This is a genomic window from Bradyrhizobium nivariense, from assembly GCF_029846695.2.
In the GTDB taxonomy this organism is placed as follows: domain Bacteria; phylum Pseudomonadota; class Alphaproteobacteria; order Rhizobiales; family Xanthobacteraceae; genus Bradyrhizobium.
Map to the genome: position 1 here is coordinate 25,613 of NZ_JARWCR020000032.1, position 15,516 is coordinate 41,128.

At 64.3% G+C, this 15,516-nt stretch carries 11 protein-coding genes; 7 read left to right on the plus strand and 4 right to left on the minus strand.

The genetic code is table 11. The features are described from left to right. Positions 1 to 106 precede the first annotated feature (106 nt). Positions 107 to 2,416, minus strand: coding sequence for an NADP-dependent malic enzyme (locus QCM77_RS24545; RefSeq protein ID WP_279666030.1), 2,310 nt, complete (start codon positions 2,414 to 2,416; stop codon positions 107 to 109). 247 nt (positions 2,417 to 2,663) lie between these two features. Here QCM77_RS24545 and QCM77_RS24550 point away from each other — a divergent pair, with 247 nt between their 5' ends. Next, positions 2,664 to 4,640 carry an aq_1923 C-terminal domain gene (locus QCM77_RS24550; protein WP_279666031.1) on the plus strand — a complete coding sequence of 659 codons (1,977 nt, stop codon included), beginning with the start codon at positions 2,664 to 2,666 and terminating at the stop codon, positions 4,638 to 4,640. Positions 4,641 to 4,832: 192 nt separating this feature from the next. On the opposite strand, the gene aspS is transcribed toward QCM77_RS24550, so the two are convergent. Further along, entirely contained in the window at positions 4,833 to 6,605 is a 1,773-nt protein-coding gene (gene aspS, locus QCM77_RS24555) for an aspartate--tRNA ligase (protein ID WP_279666032.1), read from the minus strand. Between the two features lie 195 nt (positions 6,606 to 6,800). Between aspS and QCM77_RS24560 the strand changes: the two genes are divergently transcribed. After that, on the plus strand, positions 6,801 to 8,276 hold the full coding sequence (locus QCM77_RS24560; RefSeq protein ID WP_279666033.1) for a protein adenylyltransferase SelO: 1,476 nt from the start codon (positions 6,801 to 6,803) through the stop codon (positions 8,274 to 8,276). Positions 8,277 to 8,402: 126 nt separating this feature from the next. Here the strand turns inward: QCM77_RS24560 and QCM77_RS24565 are convergent, their stop codons facing one another. Beyond that, entirely contained in the window at positions 8,403 to 8,936 is a 534-nt protein-coding gene (locus QCM77_RS24565; RefSeq protein WP_279666034.1) for an REP-associated tyrosine transposase, read from the minus strand. Between the two features lie 199 nt (positions 8,937 to 9,135). Between QCM77_RS24565 and QCM77_RS24570 the strand changes: the two genes are divergently transcribed. Genes QCM77_RS24570 through QCM77_RS24585 form a run of 4 tightly spaced genes read left to right on the plus strand, consistent with a single transcriptional unit; the run spans position 9,136 to position 13,148 of the window. Next, on the plus strand, positions 9,136 to 9,987 hold the full coding sequence (locus tag QCM77_RS24570; protein WP_279666035.1) for a phosphodiesterase: 852 nt from the start codon (positions 9,136 to 9,138) through the stop codon (positions 9,985 to 9,987). Between the two features lies 1 nt (position 9,988). Continuing rightward, entirely contained in the window at positions 9,989 to 10,939 is a 951-nt protein-coding gene (locus QCM77_RS24575; protein WP_279666036.1) for a carbohydrate ABC transporter permease, read from the plus strand. Further along, on the plus strand, positions 10,936 to 11,805 hold the full coding sequence (locus QCM77_RS24580; RefSeq protein ID WP_279666037.1) for a carbohydrate ABC transporter permease: 870 nt from the start codon (positions 10,936 to 10,938) through the stop codon (positions 11,803 to 11,805). The genes QCM77_RS24575 and QCM77_RS24580 overlap by 4 nt, the downstream gene beginning before the upstream one ends. Before the next feature lie 11 nt (positions 11,806 to 11,816). Further along, on the plus strand, positions 11,817 to 13,148 hold the full coding sequence (locus QCM77_RS24585; RefSeq protein WP_279666039.1) for an ABC transporter substrate-binding protein: 1,332 nt from the start codon (positions 11,817 to 11,819) through the stop codon (positions 13,146 to 13,148). 74 nt (positions 13,149 to 13,222) lie between these two features. Here QCM77_RS24585 and QCM77_RS24590 read toward each other — a convergent pair whose 3' ends face one another. Next, a complete protein-coding gene (locus QCM77_RS24590) occupies positions 13,223 to 14,212 on the minus strand; it encodes a zinc-dependent alcohol dehydrogenase family protein (RefSeq protein WP_279666040.1) in 990 nt (329 codons plus the stop codon). A 103-nt stretch (positions 14,213 to 14,315) separates the two neighbouring features. Between QCM77_RS24590 and QCM77_RS24595 the strand changes: the two genes are divergently transcribed. Next, the gene (locus QCM77_RS24595; RefSeq protein WP_279685251.1) at positions 14,316 to 15,215 is read left to right on the plus strand and encodes a LysR family transcriptional regulator; all 900 of its coding nucleotides are present in this window, start codon (positions 14,316 to 14,318) and stop codon (positions 15,213 to 15,215) included. Positions 15,216 to 15,516 lie beyond the last annotated feature (301 nt).

A 15,516-nucleotide genomic window follows, 5' to 3' on the forward strand; every position in this document is an offset into this window, starting at 1 on the left:
CGGAATCGAACCGAGGGTGAAGAGTTCGTCCCCCCACCCTCGCAACGTCATAGCCGGGCTTGGGCCACGGCTGTCCCGGCATGACGAGTTCGCGGAACGTCGATCCTTACGTAAACAACGTCGGCTGCTGCCGGGCCGCGCGCTCCTGCGCTTCGACCACCGCCACCGCGGTCATGTTGAGGATTCCGCGTGCCGTCACCGACGGGGTGAGGATGTGGGCCGGGCGCGCCGGGCCGATCAGGATCGGGCCGACGGGGAGCGCGTCCGCGAGCGACTTGATCATCTGATAGGCGACGTTGGCGGTGTCAAGGCTCGGCATGATCATGATGTTGGCCTCGCCCTCGAGCTTGGAGTGCGGCAGCACCATTTTCCGCGCAGCAGCTGAAAGTGCAGTATCGCCCTGCATCTCGCCGTCGGCCTCGAGCTCCGGATGCTTCTCCTTCAGGAGCTGGGTTGCCCGCCGCATCTTGCGTGACGATTCCGTGTCATAGCTGCCGAAATCCGAATGCGAGACGAAGGCGATCTTCGGCTTGATGTTGAAGCGCTGGACGTGGACCGCCGCGAGCGAGGCGATCTCGGCAAGCTCTTCGGCGCTCGGATTGGGCCGCACCTGGGTATCGGCGATGAAGAAGGCGCCCTTGCTCGTGATCAGCAGCGCCAGCGCCGCATAGTCGCTGATCCCCGGCGTGAATCCGACGATCTCGCGGACATGGCGCAGATGGCTCATGTAGCGGCCTTCGACGCCGCAGAGCATGGCGTCCGCCTCTCCGCGCACCACCGCGAGCGCCGCGATGACAGTGTTGTTGGTGCGCACCACCGTGCGCGCCGCATCCGGCGTTACGCCACGGCGGCCGGCGACCTCGACATAGGACTGCACATAGGAGCGGTAGCGCGGATCGTCCTCGGGATTGACGAGGTCAAAATCCTTGCCGGCCTTGATCGACAGGCCGAAGCGCTTGATGCGCGCCTCGACCACCGACGGGCGTCCGACCAGGATTGGCGTCGCCAGCTTCTCTTCCAGCACCACCTGGGTCGCGCGCAGCACGCGCTCGTCCTCGCCTTCGGCGTAGATCACGCGCACCGGCTGGGTCTTGGCCTTGGCGAACATCGGCTTCATGACGAGGCCGGAGCGGAAGGCGAAGCGCTCGAGCAGCGCGGTGTACTCGTCGAAATTGGTGATGGGCCGGGTCGCAACGCCCGATTCCATCGCGGCCTTCGCCACCGCCGGCGCGATGCGCAGGATCAACCGTGGATCAAAGGGACTCGGGATCAGCGAGCCCGGGCCGAAACCTTGCGTCTCGCCGGTGTCAAAGCCTTGCGCGACCGCATCGGACGGTGCCTCGCGCGCGAGCTGTGCGATGGCCTCCACGGCTGCGTGCTTCATCTCTTCGTTGATCGCGGTGGCGCCGACATCGAGCGCGCCGCGGAAGATGAAGGGAAAGCACAGGACGTTGTTGACCTGGTTCGGATAGTCGGAGCGCCCGGTGCAGATCATGGCGTCGGGGCGCGCTTTGCGTGCCTCCTCCGGCATGATCTCCGGCGTCGGATTCGCGAGCGCCATGATCAGCGGCTTGTCGCCCATCGCCTTGGCCATCTCGGGCTTGAGCACGCCCGGTGCAGAGAGGCCGACGAAGATGTCGGCGCCGCCGATGACGTCAGCCAGCGTGCGCTTGTCGGTCTTCTGCGCATAGACCGCCTTCCAGCGGTCCATCGTGGTGTTGCGACCTTCGTGAACGAGGCCGTCGATGTCGCAGACCCAGATGTTCTTGCGCTGCGCGCCCATCGACACCAGCAGGTTCAGTGTCGCGATCGCTGCGGCCCCTGCCCCCGATGCCACGATCTTGACGTCCGACAGTTTCTTGCCGTTCAGCCGCAGCCCATTGGTGATGGCGGCTGCAACGATGATCGCGGTGCCGTGCTGGTCGTCGTGGAAGACCGGGATCTTCATGCGCTCCTTGAGCTGCGCCTCGATCTCGAAGCATTCCGGTCCGCGGATGTCCTCGAGATTGATGCCGCCGAAGGTCGGCTCGAGCGCCGCCACGGTCTCGACCACGCGATCGATGGTGTCGGCGGCGATCTCGATGTCGAACACGTCGATGCCGGCGAATTTCTTGAACAGGACCGCCTTGCCCTCCATCACCGGCTTCGAAGCCAGCGGGCCGATATTGCCGAGGCCGAGCACGGCGGTGCCGTTCGAGACCACGGCGACCAGATTGGAGCGGATCGTCAGCGTCGCCGCTTCCGCCGGGTTCTTGGCGATCTCCATGCAGGCGGCGGCGACGCCCGGAGAATAGGCAAGCGCGAGGTCGCGCTGGTTGGCAAGCGGCTTGCTTGCCTGGATCTCGAGCTTTCCGGGGCGCGGCAGACGGTGATAGGCCAGCGCCGCCTGGTGGAGATCATCGGAATAAGACGACATGCGGTGTCTCGCCTCGCGTTACCGGCCTCAAAATGCATCATCCGGAGCGGCCGCCCGAAGCGGGCGGTATTTCCGGGTCGTGGAAACGGGATGAAGCACGGCCGGCGGCCCGGTGGCAACATCCGATTGCTGCTCCATCAACAGGGCGGGTAGTCAAATGTCTGATAGCGCTAGCTTTCCCTGGACCACACGGCGCTTTGCGAATATGGCAGGTTGCGCAGTGCAAAACGAGCAACTGGAGCTGGGAATGAAGCGTATCCTGATCGGCCTGATCGTGGCAGCCGTGCTCGCGGCGGGCGGATGGTTCGGCGTCAACCTCTACGCCCAGCGCCGCGCCATCGCCGAGGTGGAGGCCACGTTCGACCAGGTTCGCGCCGGTGGCGGCAAGGCAAGCCATGGCAAGATCGAGTTCGATCTGCCGACGCGCACCCTCACGATCAAAGACATCGCCGTTGAGCCGGGCCAGCCGTCGCAACTGCCGGCCAGGATTGCCGGCGTCAAGGCGATCGGCGTGCGCCAGATCGACGACGTGACCTTCTCGGCCGATGCCATCGAGGTCTCGGGGATCGAATTCGCAATCGACAGTTCGGTCGGCTCCTCGCAAGTCAAGACCGCCTACAATATCCCGCAGGCCACCATAAGGGACTACGCCGGGGCGATTCGTGCCCAGCGCCTGCCGGCCTCGAACGCCATCACCGAGCTGTATCGATTTGGCATCGAACAGTTCAGCGGCGTCACGGCGTCGTCGATCGAGGTACCGACGATCACCGTCACCGTCGACGGCAAGCCCGGTACGGCCAATCCAGGCGGCGGCGATTTCGCCTATTCCGGCCTGGTGATGAAAAACCTGAGACGCGGCAAGGTCGAGGCGACCAAAGCGGATCTGTTCACCTCCACGTTCAAGCTGCCCCAGCCGGGCAAGTCCGACAAGCTCACGGTAGAAATGTCGAATTTCGTCATGAACGATTTCGATGCAGGCGGCATGCTCGCCACGCTCGATCCCGAGAAGGCGAATGACGCCAGCTATCATCAGATCTACCGACAGATTTCGTCAGGGCCTTACATCGTCACCCTCGATGGCATGCGCCTCCAGATCGACGGCTTCGCCATCGATGATGTCGGCATGCAGCCGTCAAAGTTCCGGATGGGCGAGATGCTTGCCGCGCTACCGCAGGACCCGTCGGTCGTTCAAGCGCCGGCACAGGCACGAGAGATGATGGAGAAGCTGGCCGGCTACTATGAAGGCCTTCGGTTCGGCAGGATCGAGATCGGCAAGACGTCGATGACGACGCCGCAAGGGACGGCCAGGATCAATGCGATCAGATACCGCGAGGGCGAATTCGCGATCGAGGGCGTCGATACGCCGACCCCGCAGGGGCGGTTCAAGATGGAGCGCTTCGCGCTGAAGTCGTTCAGCGCGGCAAACCTGATGCGCTTGGGGGCGGGCCTCAGCAATCCCGGACAGACGCCCTCACCGGAGCAGATGCTGGGTCTGTTCCGGGTGCTCGAAGGCGCTGAGATCAAGGGCGTGGTCTCGCCTTTCAAGAACACGCGGCAGCTCGTCACCATTGATACGATTAGCCTGAACTGGGGCCAACTGGTCGGATCGTTCCCGAGCAAGGCCAATCTGGTCGTCAAGATGGTCACGCCCACCGATCCCTCCAGTCCGGCGCAGCGGCCGCTGATCATGGCGGGCGTCGACAAGCTCGCGATCGACCTCGATCTCGGTGCGGCCTGGACGGAGTCGTCGGGCGCGTTCGCGCTTGCGCCAGCCACGATCGATCTCGGCAATCTCGCGAGGGCGCAGGCCCGCCTCGCGTTCGCCAATGTGCCGCGCGGCATGTTCACGACCGATCTTGTGCAGGCCATGGATCAGGCGGCCCAGATCGAGACCGGCGCGATCGAGCTCTCCTTGCGCGACAGCGGCGTCGTCGATCTCGTCGTGGCGCAATTCTCGCGCATCCAGAACGTCAGCCGCGACGCCGCGCGCAGCGCCATCGTCGAGATGATCCGGGCGCACGGCGAGAAGATCGCGGCCTCCAACCTCGATGCCCGGGTGGCGGTGGATGCGCTCGCCGGCTTCGTCGAGACCTCAGGTCAGACGCTCTCGATCAAGCTGACACCGCTTGGCAAGCTGCCGGTGCTTCAGCTCATGGATGTCCTGAGCAACGAACCGATCGTCGCGCTGGCGCAGTTCCGGATCGAGGCGTCGACGGGGCTGTAAGGGATCGATCTCGTGTCCCGGACGCGCTGAGCGTGTGACGCTGCTGCGCAGAGCCGGGACCCAGAAGCTTGCTGCTCGCTGATATGTGGGCCCCGGCTCAGCAGCGCATCACCATAGCGCGTCGAAGACGCGCGTGAACGCGCTTATGGTGCTGCGCTGCGTCCGGGGCACGGACATCTTCCCGCGCGAGCCTCACTTCTGCGGCAGGTTCACCTTCACATGCAGCTCGCGAAGCTGCTTGGTGGTGGCGTCCGAGGGCGCGCCCATCAGCAGGTCCATGGCCTGCTGGTTCATCGGGAACAGCGAGATCTCGCGCAGATTGTTGGTGCCGCACAGGAGCATCACGATGCGGTCGACACCGGCCGCCATGCCGCCATGCGGCGGCGCGCCATACTGGAACGCGCGGTACATGCCGCCGAAGCGATCAACCACTTCCTGCTCGCCATAGCCGGCGATCTCGAACGCCTTCACCATTGCTTCCGGCACGTGGTTGCGGATACCGCCCGAGGCGATCTCGTAGCCATTGCAGGTGATGTCGTACTGGAACGCCTTGATGGTCAGCGGATCCTGGCCCTTCAACGCATCGAGACCGCCCTGCGGCATCGAGAACGGGTTGTGCGAGAAGTCGACCTTCTTGTCCTCGTCGTTGTACTCGTACATCGGGAAGTCGACGATCCAGGCGAGTTCGAACCGCTCCTTGTCGGTGAGGTTCAACTCCTCGCCGACCTTGTTGCGGGCAAGGCCTGAAAACTTCCAGAACTTGTCGGGATCGCCGGCGACGAAGAACGCGGCATCGCCCTCCTTCACGCCGATCTGTGCGCGGATCGCGGCGGTGCGCTCAGGCCCGATGTTGTTCGCGAGCGGACCTGCGCCTTCGCCGCCCTCGCGCCACATGATGTAGCCGAGGCCCGGCTGGCCTTCGCCCTGCGCCCATGAATTCATGCGGTCACAGAAGGCGCGCGAGCCGCCGCCCGGCGCCGGGATCGCCCACACCTGGTTCCCGGGGTCTTCGAGCATGCGCGCGAACACCTTGAAACCGGAGCCGCGGAAGTGTTCGGAGACGTCCTGCATCTCGATAGGGTTGCGCAGGTCCGGCTTGTCGCTGCCGTATTTGCGCAGCGCTTCGGCGAACGGAATCCGGCGCCAGCCTTTTGTCACCGGCTTGCCCTTGGCAAACTCCTCGAACACGCCGGTGATGACGGGCTCCATCGCCGCGAACACGTCCTCCTGCGTGACGAAGCTCATCTCGACGTCGAGCTGGTAGAACTCGCCCGGCAGACGGTCCGCGCGCGGGTCCTCGTCGCGGAAGCAGGGCGCGATCTGGAAGTAGCGATCGAAGCCCGACATCATCAAGAGCTGCTTGTACTGCTGCGGCGCCTGCGGCAGCGCGTAGAATTTTCCCGGATGGATGCGCGACGGCACCAGGAAGTCGCGCGCGCCCTCCGGCGAGGACGCGGTCAGGATCGGGGTGTTGAACTCGAAGAAGCCCTGCCCCTCCATGCGCCGACGCATCGACTTGATGATTTCGACGCGGGTCATGATGTTCTGGTGCAGCTTCTCGCGGCGCAAATCGAGGAAGCGGTACTTCAGGCGGATGTCCTCGGGATATTCCTGCTCGCCGAACACCGGCAGCGGCAGGTCGCCGGCCGGACCCAGCACCTCGATCTCGCTGACATAGATCTCGATCTTGCCGGTCGGCAAATCGTCATTGTCGGTGCCCTCGGGGCGGCGCCGGGCCTTGCCGTCCATCCGCACCACGAATTCCGAGCGCAGCTTTTCGGCCTGCGCGAACGCCGGCGAGTCCGGGTCGACCACGCACTGGGTCAGGCCGTAATGGTCGCGCAGGTCGATGAACAGCACGCCGCCATGGTCGCGAACGCGATGGACCCAGCCTGAAAGGCGGACCGCCTCGCCGATGTTGTTCTCGCGGAGCGCGCCGCATGTATGTGACCGGTAGCGATGCATGGTCGTCCCAAAATCAATGTCGGAGGATCGAATCGGACCGCCGAAAACGGCCGGTCCGAAGTTGCGGCAGGGTTTACCTCGGGAGGACCAAGGCGGCAACCAAGGGAACGGCCTGTTTTCGGCTGGAAGTACCCATTTTTGCCCAATCTTGGCTGAAGCCTTTGCCATCAGGCGTTCCACGCCTATCTTGACGCCATGACAGTCCATTTCCCGTTCCAGAACTCCTATTCGGCCCTGCCGGACAGCTTCTTCGCCCGGGTCGCACCGACCCCTGTCGCGGCCCCCCGGCTGATCAAGCTGAACCGGCCGCTGGCGGTCCAGCTCGGGCTCGATCCTGATGTGCTGGAGACCCCTGAGGGCGCCGAGATCCTGGCCGGAAAGACAGTTCCCGCCGGTGCCGATCCCATCGCCATGGCCTATGCCGGCCACCAGTTCGGGCAGTTCGTCCCGCAGCTCGGCGACGGCCGAGCGGTCCTGCTCGGCGAGGTCATCGACAAGGACGGCGTTCGCCGCGACATCCAGCTCAAGGGCTCGGGCCCCACCCCGTTCTCCCGCCGCGGCGACGGCCGCGCCGCGCTCGGGCCGGTGCTGCGCGAGTACATCGTCAGCGAAGCGATGTACGCGCTGGGCATCCCGACCACGCGCTCGCTCGCCGCCGTCGTTACCGGCGAGCACGTCATCCGAGAGACCGCGCTGCCCGGCGCGGTTCTGACGCGCGTCGCCTCGAGCCACATCCGCGTCGGCACCTTCCAGTTCTTCGCAGTCCGCCGCGACACCGACGCGATCCGCCGGCTCGCCGACCACGTCATTGCCCGCCACTATCCGGAGCTGCTCAGCGCGACGCGCCCCTATCACGCGCTGCTCGCCGGCGTCGTCGCGCGCCAGGCCGATCTCGTCGCGCGCTGGCTGCTGGTCGGCTTCATCCACGGCGTGATGAACACCGACAACTCTTCGATCTCGGGCGAGACCATCGACTACGGTCCCTGCGCCTTCATGGACGCCTACAATCCCGCGCAGGTGTTTTCCTCGATCGACGAGATGGGCCGCTACGCCTATGCCAACCAGCCGCGCATCGCGCTGTGGAATCTGACCCGGCTCGCCGAATGCCTGTTGCCGCTGTTCTCCGAGGACCAGGAGAAGGCGGTCGAGCAGGCGCAAGAGATTCTCGGCGCATTCCCCGAGACATTCAGCACCGCCTATCAGGCCGGTCTGCGCCGGAAGGTCGGCCTGTTCACCGAGCGCGACGGCGACGAGGCGCTGATCCAGGACCTGCTGGATGCCATGGCGAAGAACCAGGCCGACTTCACCCTCACCTTCCGCAAGCTGGGCAATGCAGCGGGCGATGAGGCCACTGACGACGTTCGCGCGCAGTTCATGGATCCTGCGGCCTTCGACGAATGGGCCAAGCGCTGGCGCGAGCGCACCGGCCTGGAGTCGCAGTCTGCAGCCGAGCGGCAGGCCGCCATGCACGCGGTCAATTCGATGTTCGTCCCGCGCAACCACCGTGTCGAGGCTGTCATCCAGGCCGCCGTGAACGATGACGACTACGCACCATTCGAGGAATTGGTGAAGGTGCTGGCCAAGCCGTTTGAGGACCAGCCCGAGTACGCGGCGTACGCCGATCCGCCGCTGCCGGACCAACGGGTGTTGCAGACGTTCTGCGGAACGTGAACCACGCCCGGTGCGTAGGGTGGATTAGCCGAAGGCGTAATCCACCACTTCTCTCAACAAGCGGAAAGTAAAGAGGTGGATTACGCTTCGTTAATCCAACCCTACAGACTGACGCTGCCGCGACCATCAAGCCCGCTCACCGAACTCGCCCGCCATCTTGAGATCGCCACCCCAATCTTCGGGGAACAATCCCGCGCGGACATCGCGATGAAACGACGAGTACGGCCAGTCGCACACCTTAGAGACGTGCCCGTGCTTGACGGGATTGTAGTAGCAGTACTCGACGTGACGTGCGTAATCGGTCTCGTCGCGGATGAGATGCTCCCAGAAGCGGCGCTGCCAGATTCCGCGCTCGTTCCGTGCGGCGCGGATGGCACTTAGACGCTCGTTCGCTGGTAGCGCTTTGGCGAAACGCGTTTTGATTAATCGCCAGCGCACCGAAAAATTCGCATCGTCTGGTGGCAGCTTCCAGATTGCGTGGAGATGATCCGGTAGAACGACGAAAGCATCGATCTCGAAGGGATGACTCTCGCGGGTTGCGGCGACCGCGTCCCGCAAGATTTCGATCTGGTTGGTCAAAAGAGCTTTCCGCCGATCGAGCAGGTTTACGGTGAAGAACCAGCATCCTCCGGGAATGAGTGCGCGGCGGTAGTTGGACATGGATCATGAATAGCACAACTTGAAGTTGGATCACAGTGGTGGATTACGCCTTCGGCTAATCCACCCTACGCAACCGGCTACGCCGCGCTGTCTGTGGACGCTGGAACCGCTGTCATCAAACTGAAACACTCCCACTCTAACGGCCTGGCAGGGTCGTCCTGCCGGAGGCGCCCGCCCTCCAACGGTCCTGACAAGCGCCATGCCCTTCAAGTTCATCCACATCACCGACACGCATCTCGCGAATCCCGGGCTGAAGCTCTATGGCCTCGATCCGCGCGCCCGGCTGGATGCGGCGATTGCCGATATCAACGAGCACCAGCCCGATGCCGCGTTTGCGGTCGTGACCGGCGATCTCACCCATTGGGGCGAGGCTGAATCCTACGCCAATTTCGCCGAGGCGATGGCCGCGCTGAAGATCCCTTACATCGCCATGGTCGGCAATCACGACAAGCGCGTGGCCTGCCTCGACGGCCTGAAGGCCGCGCCGCGCGATCCCAACGGCTTCGTGCAGGGCACGCGCACCACCGAGCACGGCCTGTTCGTGTTCCTCGACACGCTGGACGAGACCAGCCATGCCGGCGAGATGTGCGCAAAACGCCTTGGCTGGCTTGCCAACACGCTCGCCGCGGCGCCGGCCGACATGCCGTTCGTCGTGTTCATGCATCATCCGCCGTTCCCGGTCGGCGTCCACGCGATGGACGAGATCGCACTGAAGCAGAGCGCGGAATTCGCCGAGGTGATCGCGCCCTATCGTGCGCGCATCCGCCATCTCTTCTTCGGCCATGTGCACCGCCCGATCTTCGGCAGCTACGGCAAGATCCCCTTCTCGACGCTCCGCGGCACCAACCACCAGGTCTGGTTCGAGCTTGACGCCACCATCACCGAGCATCTGGCCAGCCACGAGCCGCCCGCCTATGGCGTGGTGCTGATCGACGGGGAGAATTTGGTCGTGCACAGCCACGACTTCCTCGACACCAGTCTGCGTTTTCCCTTTGCGGCGCCTGAGGGAATGAACGATCGCGACTATGCGCTCAATTTCGCGGCGCGGTGAGATGAGCCTCGCCGAACCAGCGGCGCTCCCGGTCACGACATCAGCATCGCCGCGGTTGCACATCCTGAAGCGGTTCACGACCGGCTTCAAAGCCTCGCTGCCGGCCTATCTGCTGCTGCTGCCCTCGCTCGTCTTCCTCGCGCTGTTCACCTATGGTGCAATGGGCCGCGTGCTCGTCGACGCGCTCTATCAGCGCGCCACGCCCAGGGCGCCGGTCCGTTTCGTCGGTCTCGACAATATCGCAGCGGTGCTTGCGGACTCCGCCTTCACCGGCGCGGTCGTCAACAATCTCGTCTATGCCGTCGGCACCGCGGTCCCGAGCATCGGCCTCGCACTGCTGTTCGCGCTGGCGCTGTCGCGCACCAGCGCCGTGACCAGCGCGCTGCGCGCCGCGCTGTTCCTGCCGGTGCTGATCCCGATGGTCGCGGCCTCCGCGCTGTTCCTGTTCATCTTCCTGCCCAATGTCGGGCTGCTCGACTATTACATCGGCAGCCTGCTTCCGGTGCTGCCGAACTGGCTCGGCGATTCCGACATTGCGCTTTACGCCATCATGGTCATCACGATCTGGAAGAACGCCGGCTACTACATGCTGTTCTTCCTGGCCGGCCTCCAGGCGGTGCCGGAAGATGTCATGGAAGCCGCGCATCTCGACGGCGCCGGGCCGTACCAGCGTCTGCGCCATATCATCCTGCCGGAGCTCAAGCCCACCTTCCTGTTCGTGACTGTCATCGCCACGCTCAACGCGGTCACGCAGGTCGACCACGTCTTCGTCATGACCAAGGGCGGGCCATCCAACGCGACCAATCTCGTGCTGTTCTACATCTACCAGCAGGCGGTCGAGCATTACGACATTGGCAAGGCTTCGGCGGCAACGCTGCTGACGCTCGCCGCCCTGATGAGCCTCACCGCGCTCTCGTTCCGCACCATGGCGAACCGGGAGGGCGGACGATGACGCTGATCGACTGGCTGCTCAAGGACGCCCCGCTCGCCACGCGGCGCGAGATCACGCCAAAGCTCGGCTTCGCGCTGACCGTGCTGCTCGCGGTCGTCTGGCTGATTCCGTTCCTGTGGATGGGCGTTGCGACGTTGCGCCCGGCATCCGACGGCATCAATCTGATGGCCGAGCTGATGCCGAGCCTGAAGCCGACGCTCGACAACGTCAGGGACGCCTGGGAGATCGGCGATTTCCCGCGCTACACCCTCAACACCATGATCATCTGCGCCGGCATCCTCCTGGTGCAGTTCGTCACGATCACGCTGGCGGGCTTTGCCTTTGCGCGCCTCGCCTTCGCGGGCAAGACGCTGATCTTCTATCTGTTCCTGATGCAGCTGATGCTGGTGCCGGTGCTGCTGATCGTGCCCAATCTGAGCTTGGTGGCGCAGCTCGGCCTCTACGACACGCTCACCGGCGTGATGATGCCGTTCTTCGCCTCCGCCTTCGGCACATTCCTGATGCGGCAAGCGTTCGAGGCTATACCGACCGAGCTGGAAGATGCCGCGCTGATCGACGGCGCCAGCCTTCTCCAGCGCATCCGCCACATCTACGTGCCGCTGTCGATGCCGAGCTTCTCGGCCTTTGCCATCATCTCCGTGACCAGCCATTGGAACGACTTCCTATGGCCTCTGATGGTGATCAACTCGCCGGACAAGCGGCCGCTCACGGTCGGGCTCTCGGTGTTCACCGCGACCGCGGAAGGCACGCAGGCCTGGGGCACCATCGCCGCCGGCACGCTGATGGTGATCGCACCGCTGCTCATCACATTCCTGATCTTCCAGAAACGCTTCATCAGCTCTTTCGTCACCTCTGGCATCAAATAGGAGATTTCTCGATGCTGTTTTCCCGCAGGCTCATGCTTGGCCTTGCCACCGCAGGCACTTTGGCAGGCGCCCTCGCCTTCCCGGCGCTCGCCGAAGGTCCGACCGAGATCGACCTGTTCTTCCCCGTTCCCGTCGATGGCAAGCTCGCCCGCGACATGGGCACCCTGATCAAGGAGTTCAACGAGGGACATCCGAACATCAAGGCGACAGCCGTCTACACCGGCTCTTACGATGACACGCTGATCAAGACGCGCGCCTCGATCAAGGCCGGCAAGCCGCCGGCTGCCGTGATCATGTCGGCGAACTTCCTGCTCGACATGCAGATCGAGAACGAGCTCACCAATCTCGACAGCCTGATCGCCGCCGACGGCACCACCAAGGAGCAGTTTCTGGGCCAGTTCTTCCCGGCGCTGCAGGGCAACGCAGTGATCAACCGTTCGGTGTATGGCGTGCCCTTCCACAATTCGACGCCGCTGCTCTACATCAACGCCGACCAGGCCAAGGAAGCCGGCCTCGATCCGAACAAGCCGCCGCAGACCTGGGCGGAGCTCACCGACTGGGCCAAGAAGGTCACCAAGCGCGAGGGCGACAAGGTCACCCGCTGGGGCATCGCGATCCCCTGCGCCTATGACTATTGCGGCTGGATGATGGAAACGCTCACCATGACCAATGGCGGGCGCTACTACAACGAGGAGTTCGGTGGCGAGGTCTATTACGACACGCCCTCGATGCTGGGCGCGCTGACCTGGTGGAGCGACCTTGTCACCAAGCACAAGGTTCACCCGCCCGGCGCGACGCCCGGCCCTGCCGTCAGCACCTCCTTCATCTCCGGCAACGCCGCGATGATGATGCTCTCGACGGGCTCGCTGACCTATGTGCGTGACAACGCCAAGTTCGCCTACAAGGTCGCCTTCATCCCGCGCAACGTCCGCAACGCCGTGCCGATCGGCGGCGCCTCGCTGATCGTTCCGGCCGGCCAGGAAGCCGACAAGCAGAAGGCCGCCTGGACGCTGATCAAGTGGATGACCTCGCCCGAGAAGAGCGGCTGGTGGAGCCGCGCCACCGGCTATTTCGCCCCCAACATGGCCGCCTACAAGACGCCCGACATGGTCGACTTCCTGAACAAGAACCCGGACGCCAAGACCGCCGTCGAGCAGCTCGACGTCGCAAAACCGTGGTTTGCGACCTACAAGACCGTCCCGGTGCGCAAGACGCTGGAGGACGAGGTGATGCTGGTCCTCAACGGCAAGAAGCAGCCGAAGGAGGCCCTTGTCGCCGCCCAGAAGGCCGCCGACGAGACCCTCAAGCCGTACAACGCGGAGACGTCGCTGAAGCTGCCGTAGGGCTGGCGACATCGGCAAAACAAGCTTCGGCGCTCCGTCATGCGGGGCGTCGAATGCGTTTCGGGGATGCGCGCTTAGATCGTCACCACGATCTTGCCGAACTGATTGTTCGACTCCAGAAAGCGATGCGCCTCGACGATCTCTTCGAATGGAAACGTCCTGGCGATGATCGGCTTCAACGCACCGTCCGCAAGCCCATCGAGAATGAACGCCTTTGCCGCCGCAAGCCGTGTGGAATCGCGAATGATCTCGTGCACGAGGTAGCCGCGCAGGGTGAGGCTCTTGGTCAGGACGTTGACCAGCGGAAACGGCGTGGGCTCGGGGCTCAGGCCGCCATATTCGATGAGAACGCCACCCGGCGACATCGCGGCAGTGAGCCGCTCAAATATGGGGCCGCCGACCGCGTCGAACACCACGCGAACGCCGTTTGAGCCGACAATGTCCGCGAGGCGCGACCGGATGTCCTCTTCCACCGACGCGATGACGTCGGCGGCGCCAGCATCGCGCAAGGCCTGCCGCTTGATCGAGGTTCGCGTCACTGCAATCGGGATCGCACCGATCCGGTTCGCGATCTGAATCGCTGCCAGCCCGACACTGCTCGACGCCGCCGTGATAACCACGGCCTCCCCTCGCTCCAGCCCGGCAATATCGACCAGAGCGCCGAACGCCGTGAGATATTGCATCCATACCGCGGCCGCCGCGTCGAAGCCGAGCTCGGGCGGGTGCTTCACGACGAACTCGGCCGGAAACGTGACGAGCTCGCCATAGGCCGGCCATCGCACCATCGACACGGGCGGCACGATGCTGACGGCCTCGCCCGGCGAAAAGCCGCTCACGCCCTCGCCGATCGCCTCGACGATGCCCGCGGCCTCGAGACCAAGCCCGGACGGAAACGTTGCGGTCTCGATATAAGTCCCCGTCCGCAAGAGCGCTTCCGCGCGATTGAGCCCGAGGGCCTTGACCCTGATCTGCACCTCGCGCCTCCCTGGCGGCGCGACGTCGACGGTCTCGATGCGCAGCACCTCGGGGCCGCCATGCCTGTGGAAGCGAACGACGCGCGCCATTGGACACACTCCAAACAGTTGAATTGAATGGAGCTATGCCCACCGCGCGGTAGCGGATAAAGCGTTCAGATGGGCAAACAGTCGAAACCAGGAGTTTGCAATCATGGACCGTCTGACCAGCATGGCCGTCTTCGTCAAGGCGGTTGATGTGGGTTCGTTCGCCGCTGCCGCCGACGCGCTCGAAATGTCGGGGCCAATGGTCGGCAAGCACGTCCGTTTCCTCGAAGAGCGCTTGGGCGTCCGCCTCCTCAACCGCACCACACGGCGCCAGAGCCTGACCGAGACTGGCCAGGCCTATTACGAGCGCTGCCGCACTGTGCTCGCTGAAGCCGAGGCCGCCGACGCCGTCGCTTCGGACGAGTTCTCCGAGCCGCATGGCCGGCTCCGCGTGACCATGCCCGCCCTGCTGGGCCGGCACTGCATCGCCCCCTTGCTGATGAAGCTCGCGCGAAGATATCCGCATCTGGAGCTCGATCTCTCGTTCGGCGACCCGATCGCTGACATCATCGAGGCCCGCTATGATCTTGCGATCCGGACCGGCGATCTTGACGATCAATCCGGCCTGATCGCCCGGCGCATCGCACGCCAGCGCATGGTGGTCTGCGGCGCGCGCTCGTATCTGCGCACCAACGGCAAGCCGAAATCGCTCGACGATCTCGCCCAGCATCAGGCGATCATCTATCGCCGCTCCGGACGCGTCCGGCCGTGGCTGTTTCCGCAAGCAGACCAGCCTACGCGCGAAATCATGCCGGCCGGCAGGTTGAGGCTTGATGATATGGAGGCGATCGCCGATGCCGCCGCGCAGGGCATGGGGCTCGCATGGTTGCCCTATTGGCTGGTTCGCGAACGGCTCAACACCGGATCGCTGGTCTGTCTTTTCGGAGGCCAACCCGAATTCCTCTACGACTGCCACGCGCTGTGGCCGCGTTCGCCCCGGATGCCGCCAAAGGTCCGCGTCGCCGTGGACGTGCTCGCCGCCGCCCTGCCGAAGCTCATGACGTGATCGAAGTCCCATTAACCCCGCGTCCACCATCCGGCCCGGCCCGCCGCCGGTAACCACGAGAATTAACAGACCCTCAATTCGCCCCAGACAAGTTTAGCAATGTTTCTGAGGGGTTTTGCCGTGGATCTGTTGGTTTTCGAGTTCCTGGGACTGGCGCTGGTCGCCATGTGCGTGGTCGTGGTGGCGCTGCCTTGCGCCCGAAAACCCTCCCGGCGGGTCCGCTACGAATAGGATTTTCGTCGGAAAATGCGATTCCGGCCCAAATGCAAGGCTCGAATTCGCATCGAGCCCCTTGACATCA

What these genes read in the sequence shown, in the direction of transcription:
- QCM77_RS24590 (WP_279666040.1), bottom strand. Translation starts at nt 14,212, where the DNA reads ATGGCGCGCGTCGTTCGCTTCCACAGGCATGGCGGCCCCGAGGTGCTG.
- QCM77_RS24570 (WP_279666035.1), top strand. Translation starts at nt 9,136, where the DNA reads ATGCCCTTCAAGTTCATCCACATCACCGACACGCATCTCGCGAATCCC.
- QCM77_RS24560 (WP_279666033.1), top strand. Translation starts at nt 6,801, where the DNA reads ATGACAGTCCATTTCCCGTTCCAGAACTCCTATTCGGCCCTGCCGGAC.
- QCM77_RS24595 (WP_279685251.1), top strand. Translation starts at nt 14,316, where the DNA reads ATGGACCGTCTGACCAGCATGGCCGTCTTCGTCAAGGCGGTTGATGTG.
- QCM77_RS24585 (WP_279666039.1), top strand. Translation starts at nt 11,817, where the DNA reads ATGCTGTTTTCCCGCAGGCTCATGCTTGGCCTTGCCACCGCAGGCACT.
- QCM77_RS24545 (WP_279666030.1), bottom strand. Translation starts at nt 2,416, where the DNA reads ATGTCGTCTTATTCCGATGATCTCCACCAGGCGGCGCTGGCCTATCAC.
- QCM77_RS24575 (WP_279666036.1), top strand. Translation starts at nt 9,989, where the DNA reads ATGAGCCTCGCCGAACCAGCGGCGCTCCCGGTCACGACATCAGCATCG.
- aspS (WP_279666032.1), bottom strand. Translation starts at nt 6,605, where the DNA reads ATGCATCGCTACCGGTCACATACATGCGGCGCGCTCCGCGAGAACAAC.
- QCM77_RS24565 (WP_279666034.1), bottom strand. Translation starts at nt 8,936, where the DNA reads ATGTCCAACTACCGCCGCGCACTCATTCCCGGAGGATGCTGGTTCTTC.
- QCM77_RS24580 (WP_279666037.1), top strand. Translation starts at nt 10,936, where the DNA reads ATGACGCTGATCGACTGGCTGCTCAAGGACGCCCCGCTCGCCACGCGG.
- QCM77_RS24550 (WP_279666031.1), top strand. Translation starts at nt 2,664, where the DNA reads ATGAAGCGTATCCTGATCGGCCTGATCGTGGCAGCCGTGCTCGCGGCG.